Origin of the sequence: Snodgrassella sp. ESL0324, from assembly GCF_013344955.1 — a bacterium.
Lineage (GTDB): Bacteria > Pseudomonadota > Gammaproteobacteria > Burkholderiales > Neisseriaceae > Snodgrassella > Snodgrassella alvi.
In genome coordinates this window covers 17,736-41,028 of sequence record NZ_JAAEDS010000010.1, presented here as the reverse complement: position 1 = coordinate 41,028, position 23,293 = coordinate 17,736, and the positions used below count along the sequence as shown (strand labels likewise).

The window sequence follows — 23,293 nt, the reverse complement described above, 5'->3', positions numbered from 1 at the left end:
TTCGACTGCGTTCTACTTTAAACTGTTCGTTTGTTTCGTGTCGCGTCATCAGCGAAGAAGGCGAACTATACGCCTCCACAAACCCCCTGTCAACTCCTGCCTGCATTTATTTTTGACTTTCTCCTCATTCAACTGTTTTTCCTAAGTTTATTTTTGATCCATTATTTTTGATTACATCAAATTTGTATTCTTTAGCTGTGTATGTACTTTCTAATTTTCTTGCGGATTGATTATTTGCAAAATCTGTTGCTGTTTTTCTGCACTCAATGTGGTTAAGTGTAAGGTTTGCTCTGCCAATGCTTTATATAGTGTTTGTTCTGATTGTTTTAATGATTGCCAGTGGCGGGCAATGGTATTGCTGTCACCACGTTTAATGGGGCCGGTTAAGGCTTTGTCTGGAGACATCATCTGTAATTGATTGAGATTTTGCTGCATTAGTTGATTTACTAGAGTTTCTGCTAATTCTTGCGACAAAGACAGTGAAGCTAATATATTTCTTGCGAAAGCATTTAATGTTACTAAAAAATTTGCACTGATGGAGAGAGCGGCGTGATAACGGCTTTTCTGAGCAGAATCAATATTAAAGCAGGATAAGTTTGCTGCCTGTGCCAATTTATATAATAAAGGTAATGCTTCTGCATCGCCTTCTATTGCACATAGATGCCCCGGTAAAGTATTGATGGCCGTTTCTATCGAAGCAAAGGCAAATACCGGATGTAATGAACCTACTAATAATTTTTGTTGATTGTTTGGTATTAATATATTGCTATTTAATGCACCACTAAAATGAAGTATCAATGTGTCAGCCTTTAGCCAGTCAATTTGATGTATTTTCCTACTAATTTCTTCAATGAACTGATCGCTAACACCTATGACTATAATATCCGCTTGTGGTAATGCTTCTAGCTGTTTGTGTACTTGGATGTGTGGTATGTGATTTTTAAGATACTCTGCGGCTGAAAAATTACGATTCCAGACTGCTTGAATATTAATCAGTTTACTTTGATGCCAGATTATGGCTAATGTTGAGGCAACCTTACCTGCACCAACAATGTTTACGCTTGGCCTGTGTGCTTTTTTCAGGCAAATGGAGCTAGTTGTCATTATTAATTTTTCTAACTAAAAGACGATTATTTTACCTGAGGCTTCGTGTTGCAATTGAAGCCTTTTAACCAAAACGGTACACTTCAATACTTACTCTATATTCTAACCATAATTTACTTGGGCAAACACGTTAATGAATGCTGCTTTTAATGTGAAATCTGCGCGTCTAGACACGCTGTCAGTACAATTACTGACAGATGATCTGACTTTGATTAACCAGGAACTAAAGCAACGGGCAGAACGTTTTGGTAATTTACGCAATATGCCTTTTACTCTGGATCTGCAAAATCTTTCCAATCAGGCAAATGTGAATTTAGCGAAGCTGATTGCGCTGTTTGCACGATATAATTTGCGCATTATTGCTATCCGCCATACCGATTTATCCTGGTCCAATCTGGCCAAACAGCATAATATTGCCTTTAGCATTCTTCCAGAGGAACAGGCCAGTGCACGCGTCAAAGCTGTAACTGAGGCGCAAATACCACAAATTACTGAAAAAGAAAAATTTACTTCATCTGTTTCTGCCTTACCAACGCTGGTAATAGATCGCACTATTCGTACCGGTCAGCAGGTTTATGCAGAAAAATCTGATTTAATTGTTCTGGGACTGGTAAGTGAAGGGGCGGAAATTATTGCGGATGGCAATATTCACATCTATGGCCCTTTACGCGGCCGGGCTTTGGCTGGTGCTGCCGGAAATAAGGATACTCGCATTTTTGCACAGTCTATGCAGGCCGAACTGGTATCGGTAGCAGGAATTTATCGCATTTTTGATCAGCAATTACCAGCACATCTGTATCGTCACCCTGTACAGATTTTCCTGCAGAATGACCGGCTGGTGCTTAGTGCGATTCAGGCACATTAATTTTATGACTGATTTTTGAATGTATTGACAGATTCATTTATATAACAAAAAGGATTTTGATTGTGGCAAAGATTATTGTGGTGACGTCAGGTAAAGGTGGTGTTGGTAAGACCACAACCAGTGCCAGTATTTCAACAGGTCTGGCTTTAGCAGGCCATAAAACTGCGGTAATTGATTTTGATGTGGGTTTACGTAATCTGGATTTGATTATGGGTTGCGAACGCCGTGTAGTTTATGATCTGATTAATGTTATTCAGGATGAAGCTACCCTGAATCAGGCATTAATTAAAGATAAACACTGTGAAAATCTTTATGTGTTACCTGCCTCTCAGACCCGGGATAAAGATGCGCTTACCCGCGACGGTGTAGAAAAGGTTTTGAAAGATCTGACTGAGAAGATGGGCTTTGAATATGTAGTCTGCGATTCACCAGCTGGTATTGAACAAGGTGCATTAATGGCCTTATATTTTGCTGATGAAGCCATCGTCACTACTAATCCAGAAATTTCCAGTGTACGTGACTCTGACCGTATTCTGGGTATTTTATCCAGCAAATCTCGCCGTGCCGAAACTAATGGGATACCGGTAAAAGAGCATTTACTGATTACCCGTTATTCACCTGAGCGTGTAGAAAAAGGTGAAATGCTGTCTGTACAGGATATTCAGGATATTTTGCGTATTCCATTAATTGGTGTCATTCCTGAATCACAAAATGTATTACAGGCATCTAATTCTGGTACGCCGGTTATTTTGCAGGAAAATTCAGTTGTTGCTGAAGCTTATAAAGATGTTGTTGCTCGTTTGCTGGGTGAGGATCGTCCAATCCGTTTTCTGGATACTGAGAAAAAAGGTTTTCTCAAGCGACTGTTTGGAGGATAAGACATGTCTATAATAGATTTTCTTTTTGGTAAGAAGCAACAATCCGCAAAAACGGCTCGCGATCGTTTACAAATTATTATTGCGCAGGAGCGAGCTACTCATACACCGGACTATTTACCTACACTACAAAAAGAGTTACTAGAAGTGTTATCAAAATACGTTCATGTTTCTTTAAATGATATTCATATTTCTCAGGAAAAGAAAAACGGTATGGATGTATTGGCATTGAATATTACTTTACCTGAAACAGGAAAGAAAAAGGCCAGTTAATGACGCTGACTGAATTGCGCTATATTGTGGCTGTAGCTCAGGAAAAACATTTTGGACGTGCTGCCCAGCGATGTTTTGTAAGTCAGCCTACTTTATCCATTGCAATTAAGAAGCTGGAAGAGGAGCTTGGGCTGGCATTATTTGATCGCAGCAGTAATGAGGTAATGACAACTGATGCTGGCCAGCGAATTGTGGTACAGGCTCGCCGTGTTCTTGAAGAAGCTGATCGTATTAAGCTAATGGCAAATCAGGAACAGAGTGAGCTGGAAGGAATATTTAAACTTGGTCTGATTTTTACCATTGCACCATATCTGCTGCCAAAGCTGATTTTATCTTTGCGAGAGATGGCTCCAGAAATGCCATTACAGCTGGATGAAAACTATACAGATGTATTAAAAGAATCACTTAAGCGTGGTGATCTGGATGCTATTGTGGTAGCAGAGCCATTTGATGAAACCGGGTTGGAAACCATTCCGCTTTATGATGAGCCTTTTTTTGTTATTGTTCCAAAAGGCCATGCTTTCGAGCAATTGGACGAAGTTACACCAAAGCAACTAGGTGAAGAACGGGTATTATTACTCACCGAAGGCAACTGTATGCGTGATAATGTACTAGCTAGCTGTCAGGAATTGGCTTCACGTCAGAAAATTCAGGGACTGTCTAATAGTATTCAGGGAAGTTCTATCAATACGATCAGACATATGGTGGCCAGTGGTCTGGGTATTAGTGTCATGCCAGCTACAGCTTTAACAGAGAATGATCATCTGTTGTTCAGTATTATTCCTTTTACCAGACCGACACCGGAACGGCGCGTTGTTCTGGCTTCCAGACGCAATTTTGTCCGTCCTAAAGCCTTGCGCATGATTAAATCTGCTATTCTGGCTTCGCAGTTAACTGGGGTAAAATTTATTCATGATGCTGATTAAGTTTTAGAGCAATCAAAAAACGCCTGTACTCTATAACAGGCGTTTTTTGATGCACAAAATTTTCTGATTTAAGTTATATATGATTACAGATTATTTAATCATATGAAATTGATTAAATAATCTGTAATCTATAAATGAATTTAAATTCAAACAGATTCGAAACAGGATTTTCTATGATTGCATTAATACAACGTGTGAAAGAAGCCAGCGTCTATGTAAACTCTGAAATAGTCGGACAAATAGATCAGGGAATACTGGTGTTATTAGGTGTGGAAGAAGGAGATGATTTACAAAAAGCTGAACGTCTCTGTGACAAAGTACTTGGTTATCGGATTTTTAGTGATCAAGATAATAAAATGAATTTGAACGTTAAGCAGGCTAATGGTCAGTTACTGGTTGTTTCACAATTTACGCTTGCTGCTGATACTAAAAAAGGGATGCGCCCTAGTTTTACAAAAGGTGCAGCACCAGAAAAAGCCAATGATTTGTATAATTATTTTGTTGAATTATGCCAGAAACAAATTGTGACTAAAACTGGTATCTTTGCCGCAAATATGCAGGTTTCCCTGATTAATGACGGACCGGTAACATTCTGGCTGCAAGTTTGAGTACTTGTATTTATTCAATAGCAAACAAATTAATTTTTAGTATCGGCTAAGTTCCTGCTTTAATACGCGGATATTGGCTTGCCGGTCTGTTATATTTTGTTGCCAGCGCTGAATTTGTGCTGTTGCTCCCTGCTTTTGTGCCTGACGCAACTTTTGCTGCGCTATTGTCAATGCATTCTGTTCACTGGCAATATCACGCTGAACCAGTTGTTTTGGTGTCAGTTTGGGTATAGTGATTATTTTAGCCGGTACTGTAGCCATATTATTTTTATTTCTAATCATAGTCACAGTTTCAGGTTTCGGGGGCTGTTGTCGCAGTGAAATACCTATTTTGGGAGAAGCCGGTGTTTTCATTAAGTCACTGTCTTGTCCAAATTCAGCACTGTACCAAAGACGCTGCAATTGCTCTAAACCCGGAGCATTCTGATTTTCCAGAGAATATTTTTTTAGATTATCATCATCTGCAGGTGGATACTTTGCAATCTGACACTGAACATCTAAAGGTTTGGTTGTATAGCTGACATGATTATTTGCCAGCGGACAAGCATACCAGACCACAGATTTAGGCTCACTGGCTGTGGACACAGCTGCTGTTGTGTCTTCAGCCCAAACCACATCCATATCACTGAAAAACAATAAACAGATAATGAAATAAAAGCTAAATCTGAACTTGTTTTGCATAACAATTACTCGTTACGTCCACATTTAAATACATACACAATGTAGTTTTATAGCACAATTTGCTGATTTGGATAATTAACCAGTGACTGAAATCTTTACAAAATATAATTGTAAGACAAATTATCTGGTGTACGGGTATTTTTTATATTATTGTAATATAAGTACAGAGTTTACGTTATTTAATTTATTCTCCTGATGTTTCTGATAATTTCAAAGATTGCACTTAACCACATAAATAAAAATCATAAAATTACTTCATGCTTCTTAAATTTACTTTTAATTATTAATTAACATAATGATAATATACTAAATAATTAGAAAACAAAATGTTACTTAAATCTAAAAAAGTTTTCTTCCCAGTAATTATTATACTAATATTATTAGGATTCAGTTTTTATTATGTATATGAAGATCTCTTTGTCGATGAAAGCAAAATAGGTACGGTTGTCGATGAATTCAATGGTGTTAAGATTTACTACAATGGAAAAATCAGCCATGTGAGTGAAAGAAATATAGCACCAGATGACTATAATTTAGGATTAAAGTATCAATGTGTCGAATTTATTAAGCGCTACTATTATGAACGCTTTAATCATAAAATGCCTGACAGTTACGGGCATGCCAAACAATTTTTTGATGATTCGATACCAGATGGAAATCTTAATCCTAAACGTAATTTACTTCAGTTCCATAACGGCTCTCCCACAAAACCTCAAGTTGACGATATTATTGTCTTAGGCTGGTCTAAATATGGTCACGTAGCCATTATCAGTAAAGTTACTGACAATGATATTGAGATCGTTCAGCAAAATCCTGGTCCTACTGCCAGTAGTCGTGCCACTTTTCCGTTAATTTATAAATATGGATTATGGAAAATAGATTCTTTTCGTGTTTTAGGTTATTTACGTAAACGTTAAAAGCAAATTACATGATGAATCACAGAAATAATAGTTATTTTAATGCTGGGCACAAAAACAGTTTGTTAAATGATCATTTACTAATCCCATTGATTGCATAAACGCATAGCATGTAGTCGGACCTACAAAGCTAAAACCACGCTTTTTTAAAGCTTTGGACATAGCGCGACTAATTTCTGTCTGTGTTGGCACCTCTGATAAATGTTTATAGTGATTTATAATCGGTTGATCATTAACAAATGACCAGATAAAACTGGCAAAATCTTCCCCATGTTGCTGCATAGACAGATATGCATGGGCATTATTAATAATTGCTTTGAGTTTGGCCGGATGGCGAATAAGCCCGGAATTCTGTAATAGTGGTTCAATATCGGTAATTGTAATAATTTGATGTGGATTAAAATCATAGAAACAACGCCGGTATTCATCGCGTTTTTTTAATACGGTAATCCATGATAAGCCCGCCTGCTGGCCTTCCAGACAAATCTTTTCAAACAGTTTTTGCCCGTCTCTCTGTATTTTTCCCCATTCAAAATCATGATAATGTTCATACAATGGGTCGGCGTTGACCCATTCACACCGTTGTTTCAACTGTTTTTGCATAATATTTGAATCCGCTTAATGTTATAATTTTTGCATAGTTATCTGATAATTTTTAATATAACCATGTCTGAATCAGGGTGATAATACCTAAAAGACAGAACAGAATGCAGGCTCCTATACGGATACGGTTTAAGGGTAAACGCTGCATCAGCCAGTTTCCGAAAAATATCACCGGAACATTAGCTAATAACAAACCTACTGTACTACCCAGAACTACTGAAAATAAATCACGGTATTGAGCTGCCAGCAAAATAGTAGCAATTTGGGTTTTATCACCCACTTCTGCCAGAAAAAATAATACTGCGGTGGCCACGAACGGACCGTTACGCATAAAGCGAGTATCTACACCATCATCTTTATCCGGCTTTAACAGCCATAAACCCACTATCAGAAAACTGAAGCCTACAACCCAGCCCATTAACTGCGGTGTAAAAAAACGTGCTACTTCTACGCCAAACCATGCAGAAACAATATGATTAAGTAAGGTGGCACAAAGCATACCGGCAATGATGGAATATTTGCGCGAAAATCGGGTTGCCAGAAATAAAGTCAGTAATTGAGTTTTGTCACCAATTTCAGCAAGCGCAACTGGAATGACAGAAGAAAGAAAAGCATGAATCATTTTCAGAATACCGTTGGCGGGCAAAAGACAAAAGACACAATAAAACCCCCGCCGTAATGGTTTTATGTGTCTCAAGTCTCGTTAGTCCGCCAACAGGCAAGGACGTTACGACCATACAGCAAAAACTGTAAATATGTTGACCGTAACCACAGGCTTGAAGAAACCACCTGTGCAACTACTCCCTTAAGGCAGGGCATCATAACCCATTCTATACAAACGCAACAAGTGAAATTCTTTAAAAATTCATTGAATTTGATTTCAGACAACAAAACAGGCTGCCATACTTTATGGCAGCCTGCAATAATAGATTAATCAGATTAATAATAACCCAGAACTTTCCACCAAACACCACCGATAGCCACAAATATAATCAGTTCGACTACACTCATGATGAAACCGACTTTCCACCATTCGCCTAAAGTAACATAGCCTGAACCGAATATCACAGGTGAAGTACCAGTAGCATAATGCGTTAGTGTCATCATGATGCTGGAAGCTGCAGCCATCATCAGTGCAAACAGCATCGGAGGTGCGCCAAGCGCCAGACCGGCAGAATAGAAGGCAGCAAACATGGCTGTAATGTGAGCAGTAGTACTTGCAAACATATAGTGCGCATACATATAAGCCAGTAATAATAAGGCACAGGCACCCATCCAGCCCATACCCAGTCCGCCTATGCTGCTTTCCAGCACACCAGAGAACCATTTAATCAATCCGAGTTTATTCAGGAAAGTAGCCATCATGACTAATGCAGCAAACCAGGTAATGGTATCCCATGCACTTTTTTCTTTCAGAATATCATCCCAGCTTAATACACCAGTTAACAATAACAATGACAAACCAATGAATGCAGTAGTGGTCGCGTCTATAATGTATGCGTCACCAAACAGCATGGCCGGCACACCTGCCCATAAAATCAGCAATACTGCAAAAATACCCAGCATGATTTTTTCATCACGGGTCATCGGCCCCTGCTCTTTCAGACGCTCTTGAGCAAAAGCAACGGCATTGGGTGTTTGCTTGATTTCAGGCGGATACAACCAGTAAATAATCAGCGGCATCAGGAACATCGCTATCAGACCCGGTATTAACATTGCCAAAGCCCATGTACCCCATGTCAGATTAATATTTTTATTGGTTACATCGGCAATCAGCCTCACAATTAACGGGTTAGGAGCGGTAGCAGTAATAAACATGATTGAGCTGATGGGATTGGCATGATAATTTACCAGAGCCAAAAATTTACCCATACGTTTTTCTGTGCCCTTTTCAGGATCAGAATCATAGCTGGATGCAATAGACTTCATGATTGGGTGAATAATGCCACCGCCACGAGCAGTATTACTCGGTGTAACCGGAGCCAGTATTAATTCCACTACGGCCAGACTATAGGCAACACCTAGCGTACGTTTACCCCATAGCCTAATGAACAGATAGCCCACACGTGCACCAAGGCCGGTTTTTAATAAACCGCGCGAAATCATAATTGCCACACCAATCAGCCAGATCAGCGGATTACCAAAACTGCTTAAGGCATCACCCATAGCCTTACTGGGATCATTATTAGTCACTCCAGTTAAGGCAACCAGCATAATGGCAATAATAGATAGTGCACCAATTGGCATTGCTTTGCCGATAATGGCAGCAATAACTCCGACAAACATGGCCAGTAAATGCCATGCCTGAGGTGAAACCCCCTCTGGAACCGGTATGAACCAGATAATCAGAGCGATTATCAGCGCAATAGCCGCGGGAATGGGTTTAAACCCAATTTTTACAGGCATACAACATACTCCTAAATCATAAAGATACAGACTACAGCCAGACAGAAATCACTAACCTGAATGTGATTGTATACTTTTATAGCAAAATACCGTCTGATATAAAGCAAAAAAGTATCAGACGGTATTAACGAAAGTCAGATGATTATACTGTTTAAGCCTGAATGAATATAACATACAGCTGTGTAAGTAAACGCTATTGATGTTAAAGCAGATTTTCCGGATGCGATTAAATAGATAAATTTTGCAAAACTATGCTTGAAATCGTGCCGGGCATACCCATTTACGATTCATTAGCAATAGTATGGCGGTGGTAATTAACCACCCTGTTTGCAGCCGTAATATAGCGGCGCAAAGTACGAAATTAAATAATTAGGAGATTATTAATTATGGCAAAAGTAATCGGTATTGACTTAGGTACCACCAACTCCTGTGTTGCCATTTCCGAAGGTGGCCAGACTAAAGTAATTGAAAATGCAGAAGGTGCACGTACTACGCCTTCAATTGTTGCTTATCTGGACGATAACGAAATTCTGGTAGGTGCACCAGCCAAACGTCAGGCTGTTACTAATCCAAAAAATACTATTTATGCTGTAAAACGTCTGATCGGTCGCAAATTTGATGATGCTGAAGTACAGCGCGATATTAAATCTATGCCTTTTCAGATTGTTAAAGCAAATAATAACGATGCATGGGTAGAAGCACATGGTGAAAAATTATCACCTCCGCAAGTATCTGCCGAAGTATTGCGTAAAATGAAAAAAGCAGCTGAAGATTATCTGGGTGAAAAAGTAACTGAAGCTGTTATTACTGTGCCGGCTTATTTTAATGACAGCCAGCGTCAGGCTACTAAAGACGCCGGTCGTATTGCCGGTCTGGATGTAAAACGTATTATCAATGAACCAACTGCCGCAGCTCTGGCTTTCGGTATGGATAAAGGCGAAAAAGGCGACCGTAAGATTGCCGTATACGACCTTGGCGGTGGTACATTTGATATTTCTATTATTGAAATCGCTGAAGTTGATGGCGACAAACAGTTTGAAGTACTGGCCACCAATGGTGATACATTCCTGGGCGGTGAAGACTTCGACCAGCGTTTGATTAACTACATCATTGATGAATTCAAAAAAGATCAGGGTATCGATCTGAAAAATGATGTAATGGCTCTGCAACGTCTGAAAGAAGCTGCCGAAAAAGCGAAAATCGAACTTTCCAGTGGTCAGCAGACAGAAATCAATCTGCCTTACATCACCATGGACGCTTCCGGCCCGAAACATCTGGCGATGAAAATTACCCGTGCCAAGTTTGAAAGTCTGGTAGAAGATCTGATTACCCGCTCGATCGAACCTTGCCGCACTGCAATTAAAGATGCCGGTCTGAGCGTAAATGATATTAATGATGTTATTTTGGTAGGCGGTCAAAGCCGTATGCCAAAAGTACAGGAAGCTGTTAAAGATTTCTTCGGTAAAGAACCGCGCCGTGATGTTAATCCTGATGAAGCTGTTGCTGTAGGTGCTGCTATTCAGGGTGCCGTACTGGCCGGTGACCGTAACGACGTGCTGTTACTTGATGTAACACCTTTGTCTCTGGGTATTGAAACCATGGGCGGTGTGATGACTAAACTCATCAACAAAAACACCACCATTCCGACTAAAGCAACTCAGACATTCTCTACAGCTGAAGATAATCAAAGTGCAGTAACCATCCATGTATTACAGGGTGAACGTGAACGTGCTTCTGCTAATAAGAGTCTGGGACAATTTAATCTGGGTGATATTCCTCCTGCACCCCGTGGTGTGCCTCAGGTAGAAGTAACTTTTGATATCGACGCCAACGGTATTTTGCATGTATCTGCAAAAGACAAAGGTACTGGCAAAGAAGCCAACATCACCATTCAGGCTTCTTCCGGTCTGAGCGAAGAAGAAATCGAACGCATGGTAAAAGATGCAGAAGCTAATGCTGAGGAAGATCGTAAACTATCCGAACTGGTAAGCAGTCGCAATCAGGCTGAAGCTTTGATTCATTCAGTACAGAAATCTTTGACTGAATATGGCGACAAACTGGATGCTGCTGAAAAAGAAAAAATTGAAGCAGCCATCAAGGAAGCTGAAGAAGCTGTTAAAGGCGAAGATAAAGCTGCAATTGATGCTAAAGCCGAGGCTTTAGGTACAGCCAGCCAGAAACTGGGCGAAATGATGTATGCTCAGGCACAGGCCGAAGGTCAGCAAGCTGGTGCTCAGACAGAACAGTCACAAAGCAAAGGCAGCGATGACGTTGTAGACGCTGAATTTGAAGAAGTAAAAGATAAAGAGAAAAAAGACTAATTTTTTCCTGATACTATTTAACCCCGCTTCCAAGCGGGGTTTTATTTTATCTGGCCATTGCTCTACAGACTAAAAAATACCATTTATATCTGTTTATATCTGTCATTTCTGCCGCAAAATTTCTGATTTTATTATTATTGCCAGTTTATAATCATTCAGACAGATGAAAATATCAATAAGCAGAAATTGTGAATATTTAATGTCCTGTAAAAAAACAGACATATTTGCAAACTGACCGTTACAATAATCGTAGCGATTATTTACAATAAAGAAATACAACTGGAGCAAAAGATGGATTTTTATATTTTACTGATTTTACTTGGTGTCTGTTGTGCCATACTAACTGCCGGATTTTGCGGACGCTCACAGCGCTGGGGACCATGGACAATGCTGGTTGGCATTAGCTGCCTGCTGATTCTGATTATGGTGATGATATATAAACTATCGCGCGTTGTCTGAATTCTGATTCCTGTCTGTCAGCTTCATTCTGATTCTGGCAGATGAATAACTATTTAAGAATCGGTTGGAAATCAATGATGGTGATTACAACCGAATAAAATTGATGTATAACATTATCTTCTCTAGCTAAGACTGTTTTCTTCAAAGAAAATTTGAAAAATAGGTATCCACATGCAAAACAAATTAAGCAAAATAACCTGTATCGAAGATTTGCGTAAAGTTGCCAAACGCAAAGTACCTAAGATGTTTTATGATTATGCTGATACTGGTTCGTGGACTGAATCTACCTATCATGCCAATAGTAATGATTTTCAGGAAATTAAATTACGCCAGCGTGTATTGACTGATATGACCGGCCGTACACTGGAAACAACAATGGCAGGTCAGACAGTAAAAATGCCGGTAGCACTGGCACCTACCGGATTAACCGGTATGCAGCATGCCGACGGAGAAATTCTGGCTGCACGTGCGGCCGAAAAATTCGGTGTGCCGTTTACGCTGTCTACTATGTCTATATGTTCTATTGAAGACGTGGCCGAAAATACCAGCGCTCCGTTCTGGTTTCAATTATATGTTATGCGTGACCGCGAATTCATGCGCGATCTGATTCGCCGTGCTCAGGAAGCCAAATGCTCAGCATTGGTGGTTACTGCTGATTTACAGGTTCTGGGACAAAGACATAAAGATATTAAAAACGGGCTATCCACTCCGCCTAAACCCACACTGCGCAACTGGATGAATCTGGCTACTAAGCCGGAGTGGTGTCTGGCTATGCTGAATACACAGCGTCGCACTTTCCGTAATATTGTCGGTCATACCAAAGGCGTAGCCGACATGACATCATTGTCTTCATGGACATCTGAACAGTTTGATCCGCGCCTCAGCTGGAAAGACATTGAAGAAATCAAGAATCTATGGGGCGGAAAATTGATTATTAAAGGCATTCTTGATGCCGAAGATGCAGAAATGGCTGTGAAATCCGGCGCAGATGCAATTATAGTGTCTAATCATGGTGGTCGCCAGCTGGACGGCGCTCCTTCGACCATCCATGCATTACCCAATATTATTTCTGCTGTAGGCAATAATATTGAAGTCTGGCTGGATAGTGGTATCCGCAGCGGACAGGATGTTCTCAAAGCTATTGCTATGGGAGCCAAGGGTACACTAATTGGCCGCGCATTCCTGTATGGCCTGGGTGCATATGGTGAGGATGGTGTAACACGTGCGCTGGAAATTATTTATAACGAAATGGATATCAGCATGGCCTTTACCGGTCACACTGATATCAAAACCGTCAATAAAGATATTCTGATACCGGGCACTTATCCGGTAGCCGGTTAAATCTGCCTGATTCTAAGGATATTTAAAAGCTATTTGTCTCAGACAAATAGCTTTTTTATCGATACCGCTCATCTTATTCAGCATTTGGTATAACTAACTGGCTTTTTAACTGACATGAACAGGTGACAAAGCCACTTCAGCCGGCTATGCTTGCCTTTTTATTGCTTATTAGACTGTTATGAACATCACTGAGAAAATTGCTTCGGAGCTGAATGTTGCTTCCGCACGAATTCAGGCAGCGATTGACCTGCTGGATGATGGCGCTACGGTACCGTTTGTGGCACGCTACCGTAAAGAAGCCACAGGCGGGCTGGATGATACTCAGCTGCGGACGCTGGCTGAACGATTACAATATCTGCGTGAATTACAGGAACGCAAACAAACTGTATTATCCAGCATCGAAGAACAGGGCAAACTGACTGATGAGCTGCGCCAGAGCATAGAAGACGCTGATAATAAAACTGCACTCGAAGATATCTATCTTCCTTATAAACCCAAACGCCGTACCAAGGCACAAATTGCACGCGAGTACGGGCTGGCACCATTAGCTGAATCACTGCTTACTCAGCCAGATCTAGATCCGGAAATTACCGCACAAAATTATTTAAACGACAATGTCGCTGACAGTAAAGCCGCTCTGGACGGAGCGCGCGCGATTCTGATGGAACAATTTGCCGAAGAAGCCGCTCTGATAGGACGTTTGCGCGAGAAATTGTGGCGTGAAGGTGAAATCCATGCCACGGTAATCGAAGGTCAGGAAAGTGCCGGTGAAAAATTCAAAGATTACTTTAATCACCGTGAACCGATTCACAGCATGCCCAGCCATCGTGCTCTGGCCATACTGCGCGGTCGTAATGAAGGTATATTGTCGCTCAATCTGAAATACCAGCCTGATGATACACCTGCCGGCGAACAGAGTATTTATGAGCAACTGATTGCACAACAGTTTGGTATCGCAGATATCGGACGTGCTGCTGACCGCTGGTTACGTGACACAGTGCGCTTAAGCTGGCGTGCCAAAATTTTTCTTTCATTAGAACTTGAAGCCCTCAACCGGCTTAAAGAAAATGCTGATCAGGCTGCCATCAGTGTATTTGCCCAAAATCTGAAAGATTTGCTGCTTGCAGCTCCGGCCGGTCGTCTTACCACTATCGGTCTGGATCCCGGTATCCGTACCGGAGTAAAAGTAGCGGTAGTGGATGATACCGGTAAGCTACTGGAAACAGCTACTATCTATCCGCACCAGCCGCGTAACGACTGGAAAGGTGCTCTGACTGCACTGATGCATCTGGTAAAACAATATAAAGTCCGGCTGATTGCCATTGGTAACGGTACGGCCAGTCGTGAAACCGACAAGCTGGCCGGTGAACTGATTCGTGCCCTGCCTGATTATCATTTGCAAAAAATCGTTGTTTCTGAAGCCGGTGCCTCTGTTTACTCCGCTTCAGCTTTAGCAGCCAAAGAATTTCCTGAGCTGGATGTCAGTCTGCGCGGTGCTGTGTCTATCGCCCGCCGCCTGCAAGATCCGCTGGCAGAACTGGTGAAAATTGACCCCAAATCAATTGGTGTTGGTCAGTATCAGCATGATGTTAACCAGAGCCAGCTGGCCAAAAGTCTGGATGCAGTCGTAGAAGATTGTGTAAACGCTGTCGGCGTAGATGTGAATACCGCATCAGTTGCCCTGCTGGCGCGTATTTCCGGTCTTAATAGTACACTGGCACAGAATATTGTCAGTTATCGTGACCAGAATGGCGCTTTTGCCAATCGCAAAACTCTGCTTAAAGTACCGCGTCTGGGCAGTAAAACTTTTGAACAGGCAGCCGGCTTTCTGCGTATTCAGGGCGGTGATGAACCTCTGGATGCCAGTGCAGTCCATCCAGAAAGCTATCCTATCGTTGCCAGAATGCTCAAAACGGCTCAGCTGCGTGCTGACCAGCTGATTGGCAACCGCAGTGTGCTCAAAACACTTAAACCCGCAGATTACATCGATGCTAATGTCGGTTTACCTACGATTAACGACATTCTGGCTGAATTGGAAAAGCCCGGTCGTGACCCGCGCGGTGAATTCCAGACCGCAACATTTGCTGATGGTATAGAAGACATCAGCGACCTTAAACCCGGCATGGTTCTTGAAGGCGTAGTCAGTAATGTGGCCGCATTTGGCGCTTTTGTCGATATTGGCGTGCATCAGGACGGACTGGTACATGTTTCTGCCTTAGCTGACCGCTATATTGCTGACCCGCGTGATATTGTTAAAACCGGCGATGTGGTTAAAGTGAAGGTTATCGATGTTGATATTGCGCGCAAACGTATTGCTCTGTCCATGCGTCTGAACGACGATGCTCAGCCTGCATCCCGCCAACACGAACGACCACGCCGGCAAAATGGTAAAACACAAAATGTATCCGGCACAGATAATGCTATGGCGGCAGCATTTGCCCGGTTAAAACAGCAATAGACAAAAGACCGCTATAAAGGGGCATCTCTGCCCCTTTTTTCATTAAACAGCCTGTATATAATATCTTAGCGACAATCTTTGCCAGACAACGGCACACTTACCTGTGAATGATCCTGAAAAGTATAAACATACACAAAATTAAATCCCCCCAGCAACATACGCCGTGTCAGAGGCTGACGGCACGCCTGCTCTAAATCCTTTTTCACTGATGCCGGATTGAAATTAGCCTGATTTCGCTTACTGTCCAGCATGGTATACGAATAATAAATAGTCTGATTGTGCCGTACAGCTGCTGTAAACAGATTCTGTTTGTGTTGCTGTGGCAGTTTCTTCTGTAATGCCAGCAATTGCTGATCTACAGACGTAGTCAATACCGGATCAATGGCCAGAGGCATATGCCGAGGTTTACTGGCAGCTTCTGCAGAAGCTGCACCAGATTCATCTGGCTGCCGGTTACAGGCTGCCAGTAAGCACAAACAGAATAGCGCAATTATTTTTTTCATGGCTGACACTTTCAGAGCAGATACAGACAGGAGTTGTCCGGTCATACCGGAAAATTTTGTCCTCTCCCCTTAATTTACTCCAGATAATCAATAATAGTGTAACACGCGCTGATTAATTTTCTACTTGCTTAATAATTTTATTTAAATCATCCATTTTCAGATTCTTGCGTAAATATTCTTCACTTTCAGGTAAAGCAATTTGAACCGATTGTTTGCACTCATACGCCAGCTCTGCATTACTTGCTGAAAAATCAATAATATGACCACCAAGTTTACGTGTAGTATCAATAAAATGCAGATGAAAACCGGCTACAGATAATTCTTTGAAAAACTCTGGCGTCCAGAAACCGATTAATGTGCCGGTGACATTCTCTACCGTATCCACGACTTGCTGTTCAAAAACTTTAACAACAGACGGATAAGGTTTATGCTGAGCAAACGGACGACGAATCTTCAGCTCATCAAACTGTCCGCTGATTCTTACTGCCACGAATACATTATCCAGAGGCAGATAGTGCGCCAGATGCGCATACAGATTGCTTTTACAGACATCAGTAATATCCACGACTTTATCAGGCTGAAATGTTGTAACCTGTACGAACGGCAACAGCTCATTATCGCCCATCACCTTAACCGCCTTATCACCGTCGGCCTCCAGAAAATCATGGTCAACAATTACCTCACCGGCCAGCGCATGAGAACAGCCTAAACCAAAATCACCATATTTTTTTGCTTCTCCAACACTAAATACTCCATCAAACAACCCTGCCATCAATGCATTAATGGTTGAAAACTGGACAATTGCTTTTTTCATTTTCTGCTCCGAGAATAGATAATAAATTTTATTTACATATTAATATACTCTAAAATAAAAATTTATTGAATAAACAATGTTTATATGGTTATTGCTGGTCAATTTAATACCAATAAATAACCGGACATCAGCAGAATCAATTAATTATTTTGATAATGTATTTAAATTCAGATCAGCAAGGTTTGAATCAGGTTTTGTATTGCAGTTACACCGGTAACAGCACTCACCTTTGGCAGATATCCTGCTGAAATCAGATTGTCCGGTGCAGGTAAGACTGCTATGGTATAAGCGGTTCTCTTTATTTCTGCATCTGCAAGGCAGGTGGTCACAATCAATCAGACTGATTCGAAAACTCACTATGAAATCTTTTGTTTATTATTTTCTGGCTGCTGTTGCTGAAATCAGCGGCTGTTTTTCTTTCTGGGTCTGGCAACGCATGGGCAAATCAGTACTCTGGCTATTACCCGGCACACTGTCACTGTTGTTGTTTGCATGGTTGCTGACGCTGGTGGAAAGCAATATTGCCGGACGGGCATATGCCGTTTACGGCGGTATTTATATCTGCTGTTCGTTACTGTGGTCTTGGCTGGTAGAAGGATCTGTACCGGATAAATGGGATATCAGTGGTGCACTAGTATGCCTGCTTGGTGCAGCAATCATTTTGCTTTCTCCGCGTGGCTGAACAAAATTTGTTTATATGATTCTGGTATTTACCAGTGCGAAAAGTGACAAGCCGGCAGGCTGCGTCTAAACTGACTGTTTATTGCTGAATAAACTATAGCTGTAAATTATTATGCTACTGAAAAGTTTACTTTCATTATCGTTAGGCACATTTGCACTGGGTATGGCAGAATTCAGCATGATGGGTATTCTGCCGGATGTGGCGGTTTCACTGAATATCAGTATCGCTCAGGCCGGACATTTTATTGCTGCTTATGCAATCGGTGTCTGCTGCGGTGCATGGCTGCTGGTATTAAGTTACCGTCTGCCACCCAAAACTATTTTATTGTCATTATCGGCATTGATTGCCATTGGTAATATACTGGCTGCATTATCTCCGGGCTATATGACCTTACTGGTAGCACGTTTTATTTCCGGTCTGCCGCATGGCGCATACTTCGGTATCGGCTCCATTGTTGCTACCAAACTTGCACCGCCGGGACGCTCTGCGCAGGCTGTAGCACTGATGATTGCCGGAATGACAGTAGCCAATCTGATTGGTGTACCAGTAGGTACATGGCTGAGTTTGCATTTAAGCTGGCGTCTGGTATTTACTCTGGTGGCTGTAGTGGCCATCATACTGGTATTCACCTTACGGCATTTTATCCCGCAAATGGATCGTTTACCTGATACCGGTATTCTGGGACAATTCCGTTTTCTGAAATCTGCTGCACCATGGCTGATACTGGCTGCCACCATGTTTGGTAACGGCGGGATTTTCTGCTGGTTCAGCTATATTAGCCCCTTACTCACACAGGTATCCGGTTTCAGTGGTAATCAGGTCAGCTTACTGATGGTACTGGCCGGCGCCGGTATGGTCGCCGGTAACTGGTGCGGTGGCCGTCTGGCCGACCGTTATACACCGGGTCAGGTCGCAGCCGGCTTACAGGGACTGGCAGCCGCAGCATTATTACTGATTTTTCTGTTTGCTTCGACTAGCTGGTTATCAGCCATACTGATGTGTGTATGTACATTCTGTCTGTTTGCCGTATCCGCACCACAGCAATTGTTATTACTGCGTCACTCTCCGGGTGGTGCATTGCTTGGAGCCGCCAGTGTACAGATGGCATTTAATCTGGGTAATGCCATTGGTTCTTATAATGGTGGGCTGGCCATCAGCCATCACTGGGGGTATCAATATCCGGCATTACTCGGCGTGCCACTGACATTAATTGGGTGTACCTGCCTGTTGTGGTTTCACCGTCGTTATGAAAATCAGGGACAGGATATCTGAACTATAAGGAAATAATAATGGATGAATCTATACCACCGGAAATCAGGCAACGTCTGCAACTTGCCAAAAAAAATGGTAATAAAACCGAACAACTGCGTTTATGGCAGGAATACAGTAGTCAGCAAGGCTTTTCCAGTGAATGGGTAATGGCTGCACGGCTGGGAGAAGCGGGTTATACAGATGAACAGGCTCATATGGTAGCCTGTCTGTTTGGTCGCTGCTAGTAAGTACGGGTTATATTATAGATACTTATGGCTGAAATTATTGTTGAAACACACCCGCTGAAACCTTTTTTACCTGCAAATGCGCGGCTGCTGATGCTCGGGTCATTCCCTCCGCCTGCCGGACGATGGAAAATGAATTTTTATTACCCGAATCTGCAAAATGATATGTGGCGTATTTTCGGGCTGGTATTTTTTCAGGACAAACATTACTTTTTTACTGATAACAATAAAGCATTCAACGAAAAACTCATCCGTACTTTTTTATCAGAACGCGGTATAGCCATTAATGACGCTGCCTATCAGATCAGACGTTTACAAAATAATGCAGCCGATAAATTCCTCGAAGTTGTTACACCGGTAAACTTATCGGCAGTACTAACTCAGATTCCGCACTGTCAGCATATTATGACTACCGGAGACAAAGCTACCAGCACATTATTACAACTATTACCAGCAGATACGCCAGTACCGACTATCGGCCATCCCAGTCACACTATACTGGACGGCCGGCATTTAACTTTATCCAGACTGCCTTCTTCATCGCGTGCTTATCCGCTTGCACTGGAACGCAAGGCAGCAATTTATCGTGATTATTTTGCTAACATTGGGTTATTGAATTAATTTTAACTATTCAGCGGGGGAATTTTTATGCATATTCTGATTTTTGGTGCCAGTGGCGGCGTTGGCAGGGCATTGGTTGAGCAGGCATTAGACAGCGGAGATGAAGTAACTGCTGCGCTTCGTTCACCAGAAAAATTTGATTTACAGCATCCTAAATTACATATTCGCCACTGTGATGCATTTAACGCTGCTGATATAGCGGCACTATTTAGCGGTAACAGCCAGTATGATGCTGTCGCTTCTGCTCTGAATACCAATCAGGGAGTTAAACCGGGTGATGATTTGCAGCGCATGCTTGACAACATCGTTACACAATTACAGAAACATGGCATTAAACGTATTGTGTATTGTGCTTCTGCCGGTGTGGATAATGAGCTTGAAGGCGAACGCGGTCAGGCGGCAATGGAATTTTTACGTTATCCGCTGGCAGACCATCGGGCGGCAATCGGAATCATTCAGGCAGCCGGTCTGTCTGCAACCATTGTGCGCCCGCTTGGCTTAACTAATGATGCGCTTTCGACTCATTATCTTGAAGCAGCACAGGGTGTACCAGCAGGAAGTGGTCGTATTGCCCGCGCAGATGTGGCACATTTTATGCTGAAAGCATTGCACAATGATGCTTATATCGGACAGTCTGTCGCATTATCCGGCGTCTGAATAAATAATTGCTATAAGATATATCTGACCGTCTGTTTGCTGTAGCAGGCAGACGATTTATTATTTACGGATTTTTCGATAAAACGACGCTTCACCCTCCGGACGGGTTTTAAAGCGTTTATGCAGCCAGTAATATTGTGCTGGCTGTTCACGTATTCTTGCTTCAATAAAATCGTTCATGCGCTGAGTATCAGCAACCACATCATCACTGGGGAAATGTTCCCACTGCGGATAAAAGCGCAGAGTTACTGTACCATCAGCCTCGCGGGTTGGAATAGCAGGAATCACTTTTGCCTTAGTCAGACCAGCAATCCGGCTCAGACCGGCGATTGTAGCAGTTGGAATACCGAAAAAATTCACAAAAATTGATTCACGCCGGCCAAAATCCTGATCGGGCAGATAAAGAAACGGAGCGGTACTGGTTTTGATTTTCTTGATAATTGCACGCAGCCCTTCCGTACGCCCAATCAGAAAAACATTATGATAACGATGACGTCCCTTAAGTATCTGCTCATCCATCTGTTTATTTTTCTGATGTGAGTAAACACTAATCAGGGGTACATCCTGATTAAGAGCATAGACAGCTGCTTCAAAAGCCGTAAAATGCGGATAAAGTAAAATTACCTTTTCACCCGCGGCGAGAGCCTCATCAAGATAATGTTTATCCTGATAACGCACCAGCTTTTTCAGCCGGCCTGCATCTCCATACCAGTACAAACCATATTCCAGTAATAACATGGCCATATGGTAGAAATGTTCACGCAGTATTTTGCGCCGCTGCTGTTCTGTCCATTCAGGAAAACAGTGACGCAAATTAATCAGACCAATACGTCGTCTTGGTGCTACCGCATAATAACTTATCCAGCCTACACAGCGTGCCAGCGCATGAATCATACATAATGGCAGTAATTGCAGCACATACAAAAAAGCAAACGCCAATTTCATCATCATTACTATTGTTACCTAACTGATTATCGCCAGCTCTATCATTAACTGCACTCTATTGTACACAAGCTGCGGTCACTTTACATTCACTGTTGTATATAACTTATTGCAATAACAGCAGAGCAAGTAGTGACAGGCAAAATACTCCGGATAAAAATAAATACGGCCTGCTAAGACACAGACCGTATGAACCGGATTACAGAAAAACTAATGTGCCCCGCCGCCACCGCCACTGCCAAACGGCGGTCTGGCAAACCACACCAGTACAATCAGAATCAGGAATGTCATCCCATACAGCCAGAACAGATCATTGGCACCCATAATATGAGCCTGCTGCCCTATGGTCTGCTCAATCGAACCCAGCGGCTGAGTACCACTTAAACCGAGCTGGTTCATCCCCTGAATTGATTCATTCATCGTACTGTTATAAGGATGAATGTTTTCTACCAGTTGTGTATGATGCAAAGCCTCACGTTTATCCCATAACACATTGACCATTGAAGTACCAATACCACCGGCCAGAATACGCACAAAATTGGAAATACTTGAAGCACTGGCAATCTGTGAACCGGACATATTAGACAAAGTAATCTGGGTTAGCGGCATAAAGAACATTGCCATACCAATCCCCTGCACAAACTGCGGCCAGAATACATCCATAAAACTCATACCGGCATTAAAATTGGTACGCCAGAAGAAACAGATGGCATATACAGTAAAGCTGATGGTTACCAGCACCCGCATATCCAGCCTGTTACCAAACTTACCAATCAATGGCGACAACAATACCGGGAAAATACCGATAGGCGCCGTTGCCAGCCCTGCCCAGGTAGCGGTATAGCCCAACTGCATCTGTAAGAGCATCGGCAATAATACAATTGCGCCCATATAGGTCATATAGGCGGTACTGAGCGTAATCACACCTACCGTAAAATTACGGTCTTTAAACAGACGTAAATCTACAATCGGATATTTTGCATACCATTCCCAGATAACAAAATAGCTCAGACATACCGTGGCAATAACCGCTAATATAATGATTTCATTGGATGAGAACCAATCCAGCTCATGGCCACGGTCTAGCATCATCTGTAAAGCACCCACACCTACAACCATCAGGGACAGCCCCATCCGGTCGATTGGCTGGTTTTCGGTTTCAGTTTCGCGTTTTTTCAGCATCTGCCATGAGATACCCGCGGCCAGCAACCCGATTGGCACATTAATAAAGAAAATCCAGCCCCAATGCCAGTTGTCACTGATAATCCCACCAAGAATCGGGCCGAAAATCGGTGCCACAATAATCACCATTGACCACATAGCCAGCGCCATCGGGCGCTTTTCCGGCGGATAAGCTGCCATCAGCAGACTTTGTGACAGCGGAATCATCGGACCGGCTACAGCCCCCTGCAATACACGGAAAAACACCAGCAACGCCAGACTGGGGGCAATACCACATAAAAACGAGGCCAGCACAAAGGACAGCGTAGCCACGACAAATACTTTTACTTCACCAAAACGGCGTGCCAGCCAGCCAGTAAGCGGTACAGAAATAGCATTTGCCACAGCAAACGCCGTAATTACCCACGTACCCTGACTGTTGGCTGCACCCAGATTACCGGTAATAGTCGGTAATGCCACATTGGCAATAGTTGAATCCAGCACCTGCATAAAAACAGCCAGTGACAGAGCCACCGTAACCAGAGCAAGTGCCGGACCTTTTAAAGGAGAATGCGTCATT

At 42.4% G+C, this 23,293-nt stretch carries 24 protein-coding genes; 15 read left to right on the top strand and 9 right to left on the bottom strand.

Features of this window, described 5'->3' with window-relative positions:
* Positions 1 to 210 precede the first annotated feature (210 nt).
* Positions 211 to 1,104, bottom strand: coding sequence for a Rossmann-like and DUF2520 domain-containing protein (locus GYY70_RS02150; RefSeq protein ID WP_174831129.1), 894 nt, complete (start codon positions 1,102 to 1,104; stop codon positions 211 to 213).
* 133 nt (positions 1,105 to 1,237) lie between these two features.
* Here GYY70_RS02150 and minC point away from each other — a divergent pair, with 133 nt between their 5' ends.
* The 5 genes from minC (at position 1,238) to dtd (ending at position 4,651) form a co-directional block, all read left to right on the top strand.
* Positions 1,238 to 1,969, top strand: a complete 732-nt coding sequence (gene minC / locus GYY70_RS02145; protein ID WP_025329961.1) for a septum site-determining protein MinC — start codon at positions 1,238 to 1,240, stop codon at positions 1,967 to 1,969.
* 62 nt (positions 1,970 to 2,031) lie between these two features.
* Positions 2,032 to 2,847: a septum site-determining protein MinD gene (minD, locus tag GYY70_RS02140; protein ID WP_025329960.1), complete on the top strand. Its 816-nt coding sequence runs from the start codon at positions 2,032 to 2,034 to the stop codon at positions 2,845 to 2,847.
* Between the two features lie 3 nt (positions 2,848 to 2,850).
* Complete coding sequence (gene minE, locus GYY70_RS02135; RefSeq protein WP_025329959.1) at positions 2,851 to 3,117, top strand: cell division topological specificity factor MinE; 267 nt, start codon at positions 2,851 to 2,853, stop codon at positions 3,115 to 3,117.
* Positions 3,117 to 4,043: a hydrogen peroxide-inducible genes activator gene (locus GYY70_RS02130; protein WP_174831127.1), complete on the top strand. Its 927-nt coding sequence runs from the start codon at positions 3,117 to 3,119 to the stop codon at positions 4,041 to 4,043. Before minE ends, GYY70_RS02130 begins: the two co-directional genes overlap by 1 nt.
* A 173-nt stretch (positions 4,044 to 4,216) precedes the next feature.
* The gene (gene dtd, locus GYY70_RS02125) at positions 4,217 to 4,651 is read left to right on the top strand and encodes a D-aminoacyl-tRNA deacylase (RefSeq protein WP_174831125.1); all 435 of its coding nucleotides are present in this window, start codon (positions 4,217 to 4,219) and stop codon (positions 4,649 to 4,651) included.
* A gap of 36 nt (positions 4,652 to 4,687) precedes the next feature.
* On the opposite strand, the gene GYY70_RS02120 is transcribed toward dtd, so the two are convergent.
* On the bottom strand, positions 4,688 to 5,332 hold the full coding sequence (locus GYY70_RS02120) for a hypothetical protein (protein ID WP_174831123.1): 645 nt from the start codon (positions 5,330 to 5,332) through the stop codon (positions 4,688 to 4,690).
* Between the two features lie 326 nt (positions 5,333 to 5,658).
* Between GYY70_RS02120 and GYY70_RS02115 the strand changes: the two genes are divergently transcribed.
* A complete protein-coding gene (locus GYY70_RS02115; RefSeq protein WP_174831121.1) occupies positions 5,659 to 6,249 on the top strand; it encodes a CHAP domain-containing protein in 591 nt (196 codons plus the stop codon).
* 39 nt (positions 6,250 to 6,288) lie between these two features.
* Here the strand turns inward: GYY70_RS02115 and GYY70_RS02110 are convergent, their stop codons facing one another.
* From GYY70_RS02110 to GYY70_RS02100, 3 genes are all read right to left on the bottom strand, one after another.
* Positions 6,289 to 6,852 carry a DNA-3-methyladenine glycosylase I gene (locus tag GYY70_RS02110; protein ID WP_084562171.1) on the bottom strand — a complete coding sequence of 188 codons (564 nt, stop codon included), beginning with the start codon at positions 6,850 to 6,852 and terminating at the stop codon, positions 6,289 to 6,291.
* A gap of 52 nt (positions 6,853 to 6,904) precedes the next feature.
* Positions 6,905 to 7,471, bottom strand: a complete 567-nt coding sequence (locus GYY70_RS02105) for a TMEM165/GDT1 family protein (RefSeq protein ID WP_174831133.1) — start codon at positions 7,469 to 7,471, stop codon at positions 6,905 to 6,907.
* A gap of 320 nt (positions 7,472 to 7,791) precedes the next feature.
* A complete protein-coding gene (locus tag GYY70_RS02100; RefSeq protein WP_025329952.1) occupies positions 7,792 to 9,246 on the bottom strand; it encodes an anion permease in 1,455 nt (484 codons plus the stop codon).
* Between the two features lie 398 nt (positions 9,247 to 9,644).
* Between GYY70_RS02100 and dnaK the strand changes: the two genes are divergently transcribed.
* The 4 genes from dnaK (at position 9,645) to GYY70_RS02080 (ending at position 15,837) form a co-directional block, all read left to right on the top strand.
* Positions 9,645 to 11,579 carry a molecular chaperone DnaK gene (gene dnaK, locus GYY70_RS02095; RefSeq protein WP_025329951.1) on the top strand — a complete coding sequence of 645 codons (1,935 nt, stop codon included), beginning with the start codon at positions 9,645 to 9,647 and terminating at the stop codon, positions 11,577 to 11,579.
* Between the two features lie 291 nt (positions 11,580 to 11,870).
* Complete coding sequence (locus GYY70_RS02090; protein ID WP_167539456.1) at positions 11,871 to 12,038, top strand: hypothetical protein; 168 nt, start codon at positions 11,871 to 11,873, stop codon at positions 12,036 to 12,038.
* A gap of 171 nt (positions 12,039 to 12,209) precedes the next feature.
* Entirely contained in the window at positions 12,210 to 13,379 is a 1,170-nt protein-coding gene (locus GYY70_RS02085) for an alpha-hydroxy acid oxidase (protein ID WP_025329950.1), read from the top strand.
* A 178-nt stretch (positions 13,380 to 13,557) separates the two neighbouring features.
* The gene (locus tag GYY70_RS02080; protein ID WP_174831119.1) at positions 13,558 to 15,837 is read left to right on the top strand and encodes a Tex family protein; all 2,280 of its coding nucleotides are present in this window, start codon (positions 13,558 to 13,560) and stop codon (positions 15,835 to 15,837) included.
* A 65-nt stretch (positions 15,838 to 15,902) separates the two neighbouring features.
* Here the strand turns inward: GYY70_RS02080 and GYY70_RS02075 are convergent, their stop codons facing one another.
* Together GYY70_RS02075 and budA are read right to left on the bottom strand one after the other, a co-directional pair.
* Positions 15,903 to 16,385 carry a hypothetical protein gene (locus GYY70_RS02075; RefSeq protein WP_174831117.1) on the bottom strand — a complete coding sequence of 161 codons (483 nt, stop codon included), beginning with the start codon at positions 16,383 to 16,385 and terminating at the stop codon, positions 15,903 to 15,905.
* Between the two features lie 67 nt (positions 16,386 to 16,452).
* Positions 16,453 to 17,154: an acetolactate decarboxylase gene (gene budA, locus GYY70_RS02070; RefSeq protein WP_174831115.1), complete on the bottom strand. Its 702-nt coding sequence runs from the start codon at positions 17,152 to 17,154 to the stop codon at positions 16,453 to 16,455.
* A 358-nt stretch (positions 17,155 to 17,512) separates the two neighbouring features.
* Here budA and GYY70_RS02065 point away from each other — a divergent pair, with 358 nt between their 5' ends.
* The 5 genes from GYY70_RS02065 (at position 17,513) to GYY70_RS02045 (ending at position 20,610) form a co-directional block, all read left to right on the top strand.
* On the top strand, positions 17,513 to 17,836 hold the full coding sequence (locus tag GYY70_RS02065; RefSeq protein WP_100116793.1) for a YnfA family protein: 324 nt from the start codon (positions 17,513 to 17,515) through the stop codon (positions 17,834 to 17,836).
* Positions 17,837 to 17,947: 111 nt separating this feature from the next.
* The gene (locus GYY70_RS02060) at positions 17,948 to 19,108 is read left to right on the top strand and encodes an MFS transporter (RefSeq protein ID WP_174831113.1); all 1,161 of its coding nucleotides are present in this window, start codon (positions 17,948 to 17,950) and stop codon (positions 19,106 to 19,108) included.
* A gap of 17 nt (positions 19,109 to 19,125) precedes the next feature.
* Positions 19,126 to 19,332, top strand: coding sequence for a hypothetical protein (locus GYY70_RS02055; RefSeq protein WP_025329944.1), 207 nt, complete (start codon positions 19,126 to 19,128; stop codon positions 19,330 to 19,332).
* Positions 19,333 to 19,359: 27 nt separating this feature from the next.
* Entirely contained in the window at positions 19,360 to 19,953 is a 594-nt protein-coding gene (locus GYY70_RS02050; protein ID WP_084562176.1) for a uracil-DNA glycosylase family protein, read from the top strand.
* A gap of 27 nt (positions 19,954 to 19,980) precedes the next feature.
* Complete coding sequence (locus GYY70_RS02045; RefSeq protein ID WP_174831111.1) at positions 19,981 to 20,610, top strand: NAD(P)-dependent oxidoreductase; 630 nt, start codon at positions 19,981 to 19,983, stop codon at positions 20,608 to 20,610.
* Between the two features lie 60 nt (positions 20,611 to 20,670).
* On the opposite strand, the gene GYY70_RS02040 is transcribed toward GYY70_RS02045, so the two are convergent.
* Positions 20,671 to 21,555 (bottom strand): lipid A biosynthesis lauroyl acyltransferase, encoded by an 885-nt coding sequence (locus GYY70_RS02040; protein WP_174831131.1) that lies wholly within the window; start codon positions 21,553 to 21,555, stop codon positions 20,671 to 20,673.
* 207 nt (positions 21,556 to 21,762) lie between these two features.
* Positions 21,763 to 23,292 (bottom strand): DHA2 family efflux MFS transporter permease subunit, encoded by a 1,530-nt coding sequence (locus GYY70_RS02035; RefSeq protein ID WP_025329940.1) that lies wholly within the window; start codon positions 23,290 to 23,292, stop codon positions 21,763 to 21,765.
* Position 23,293: the final 1 nt, after the last annotated feature.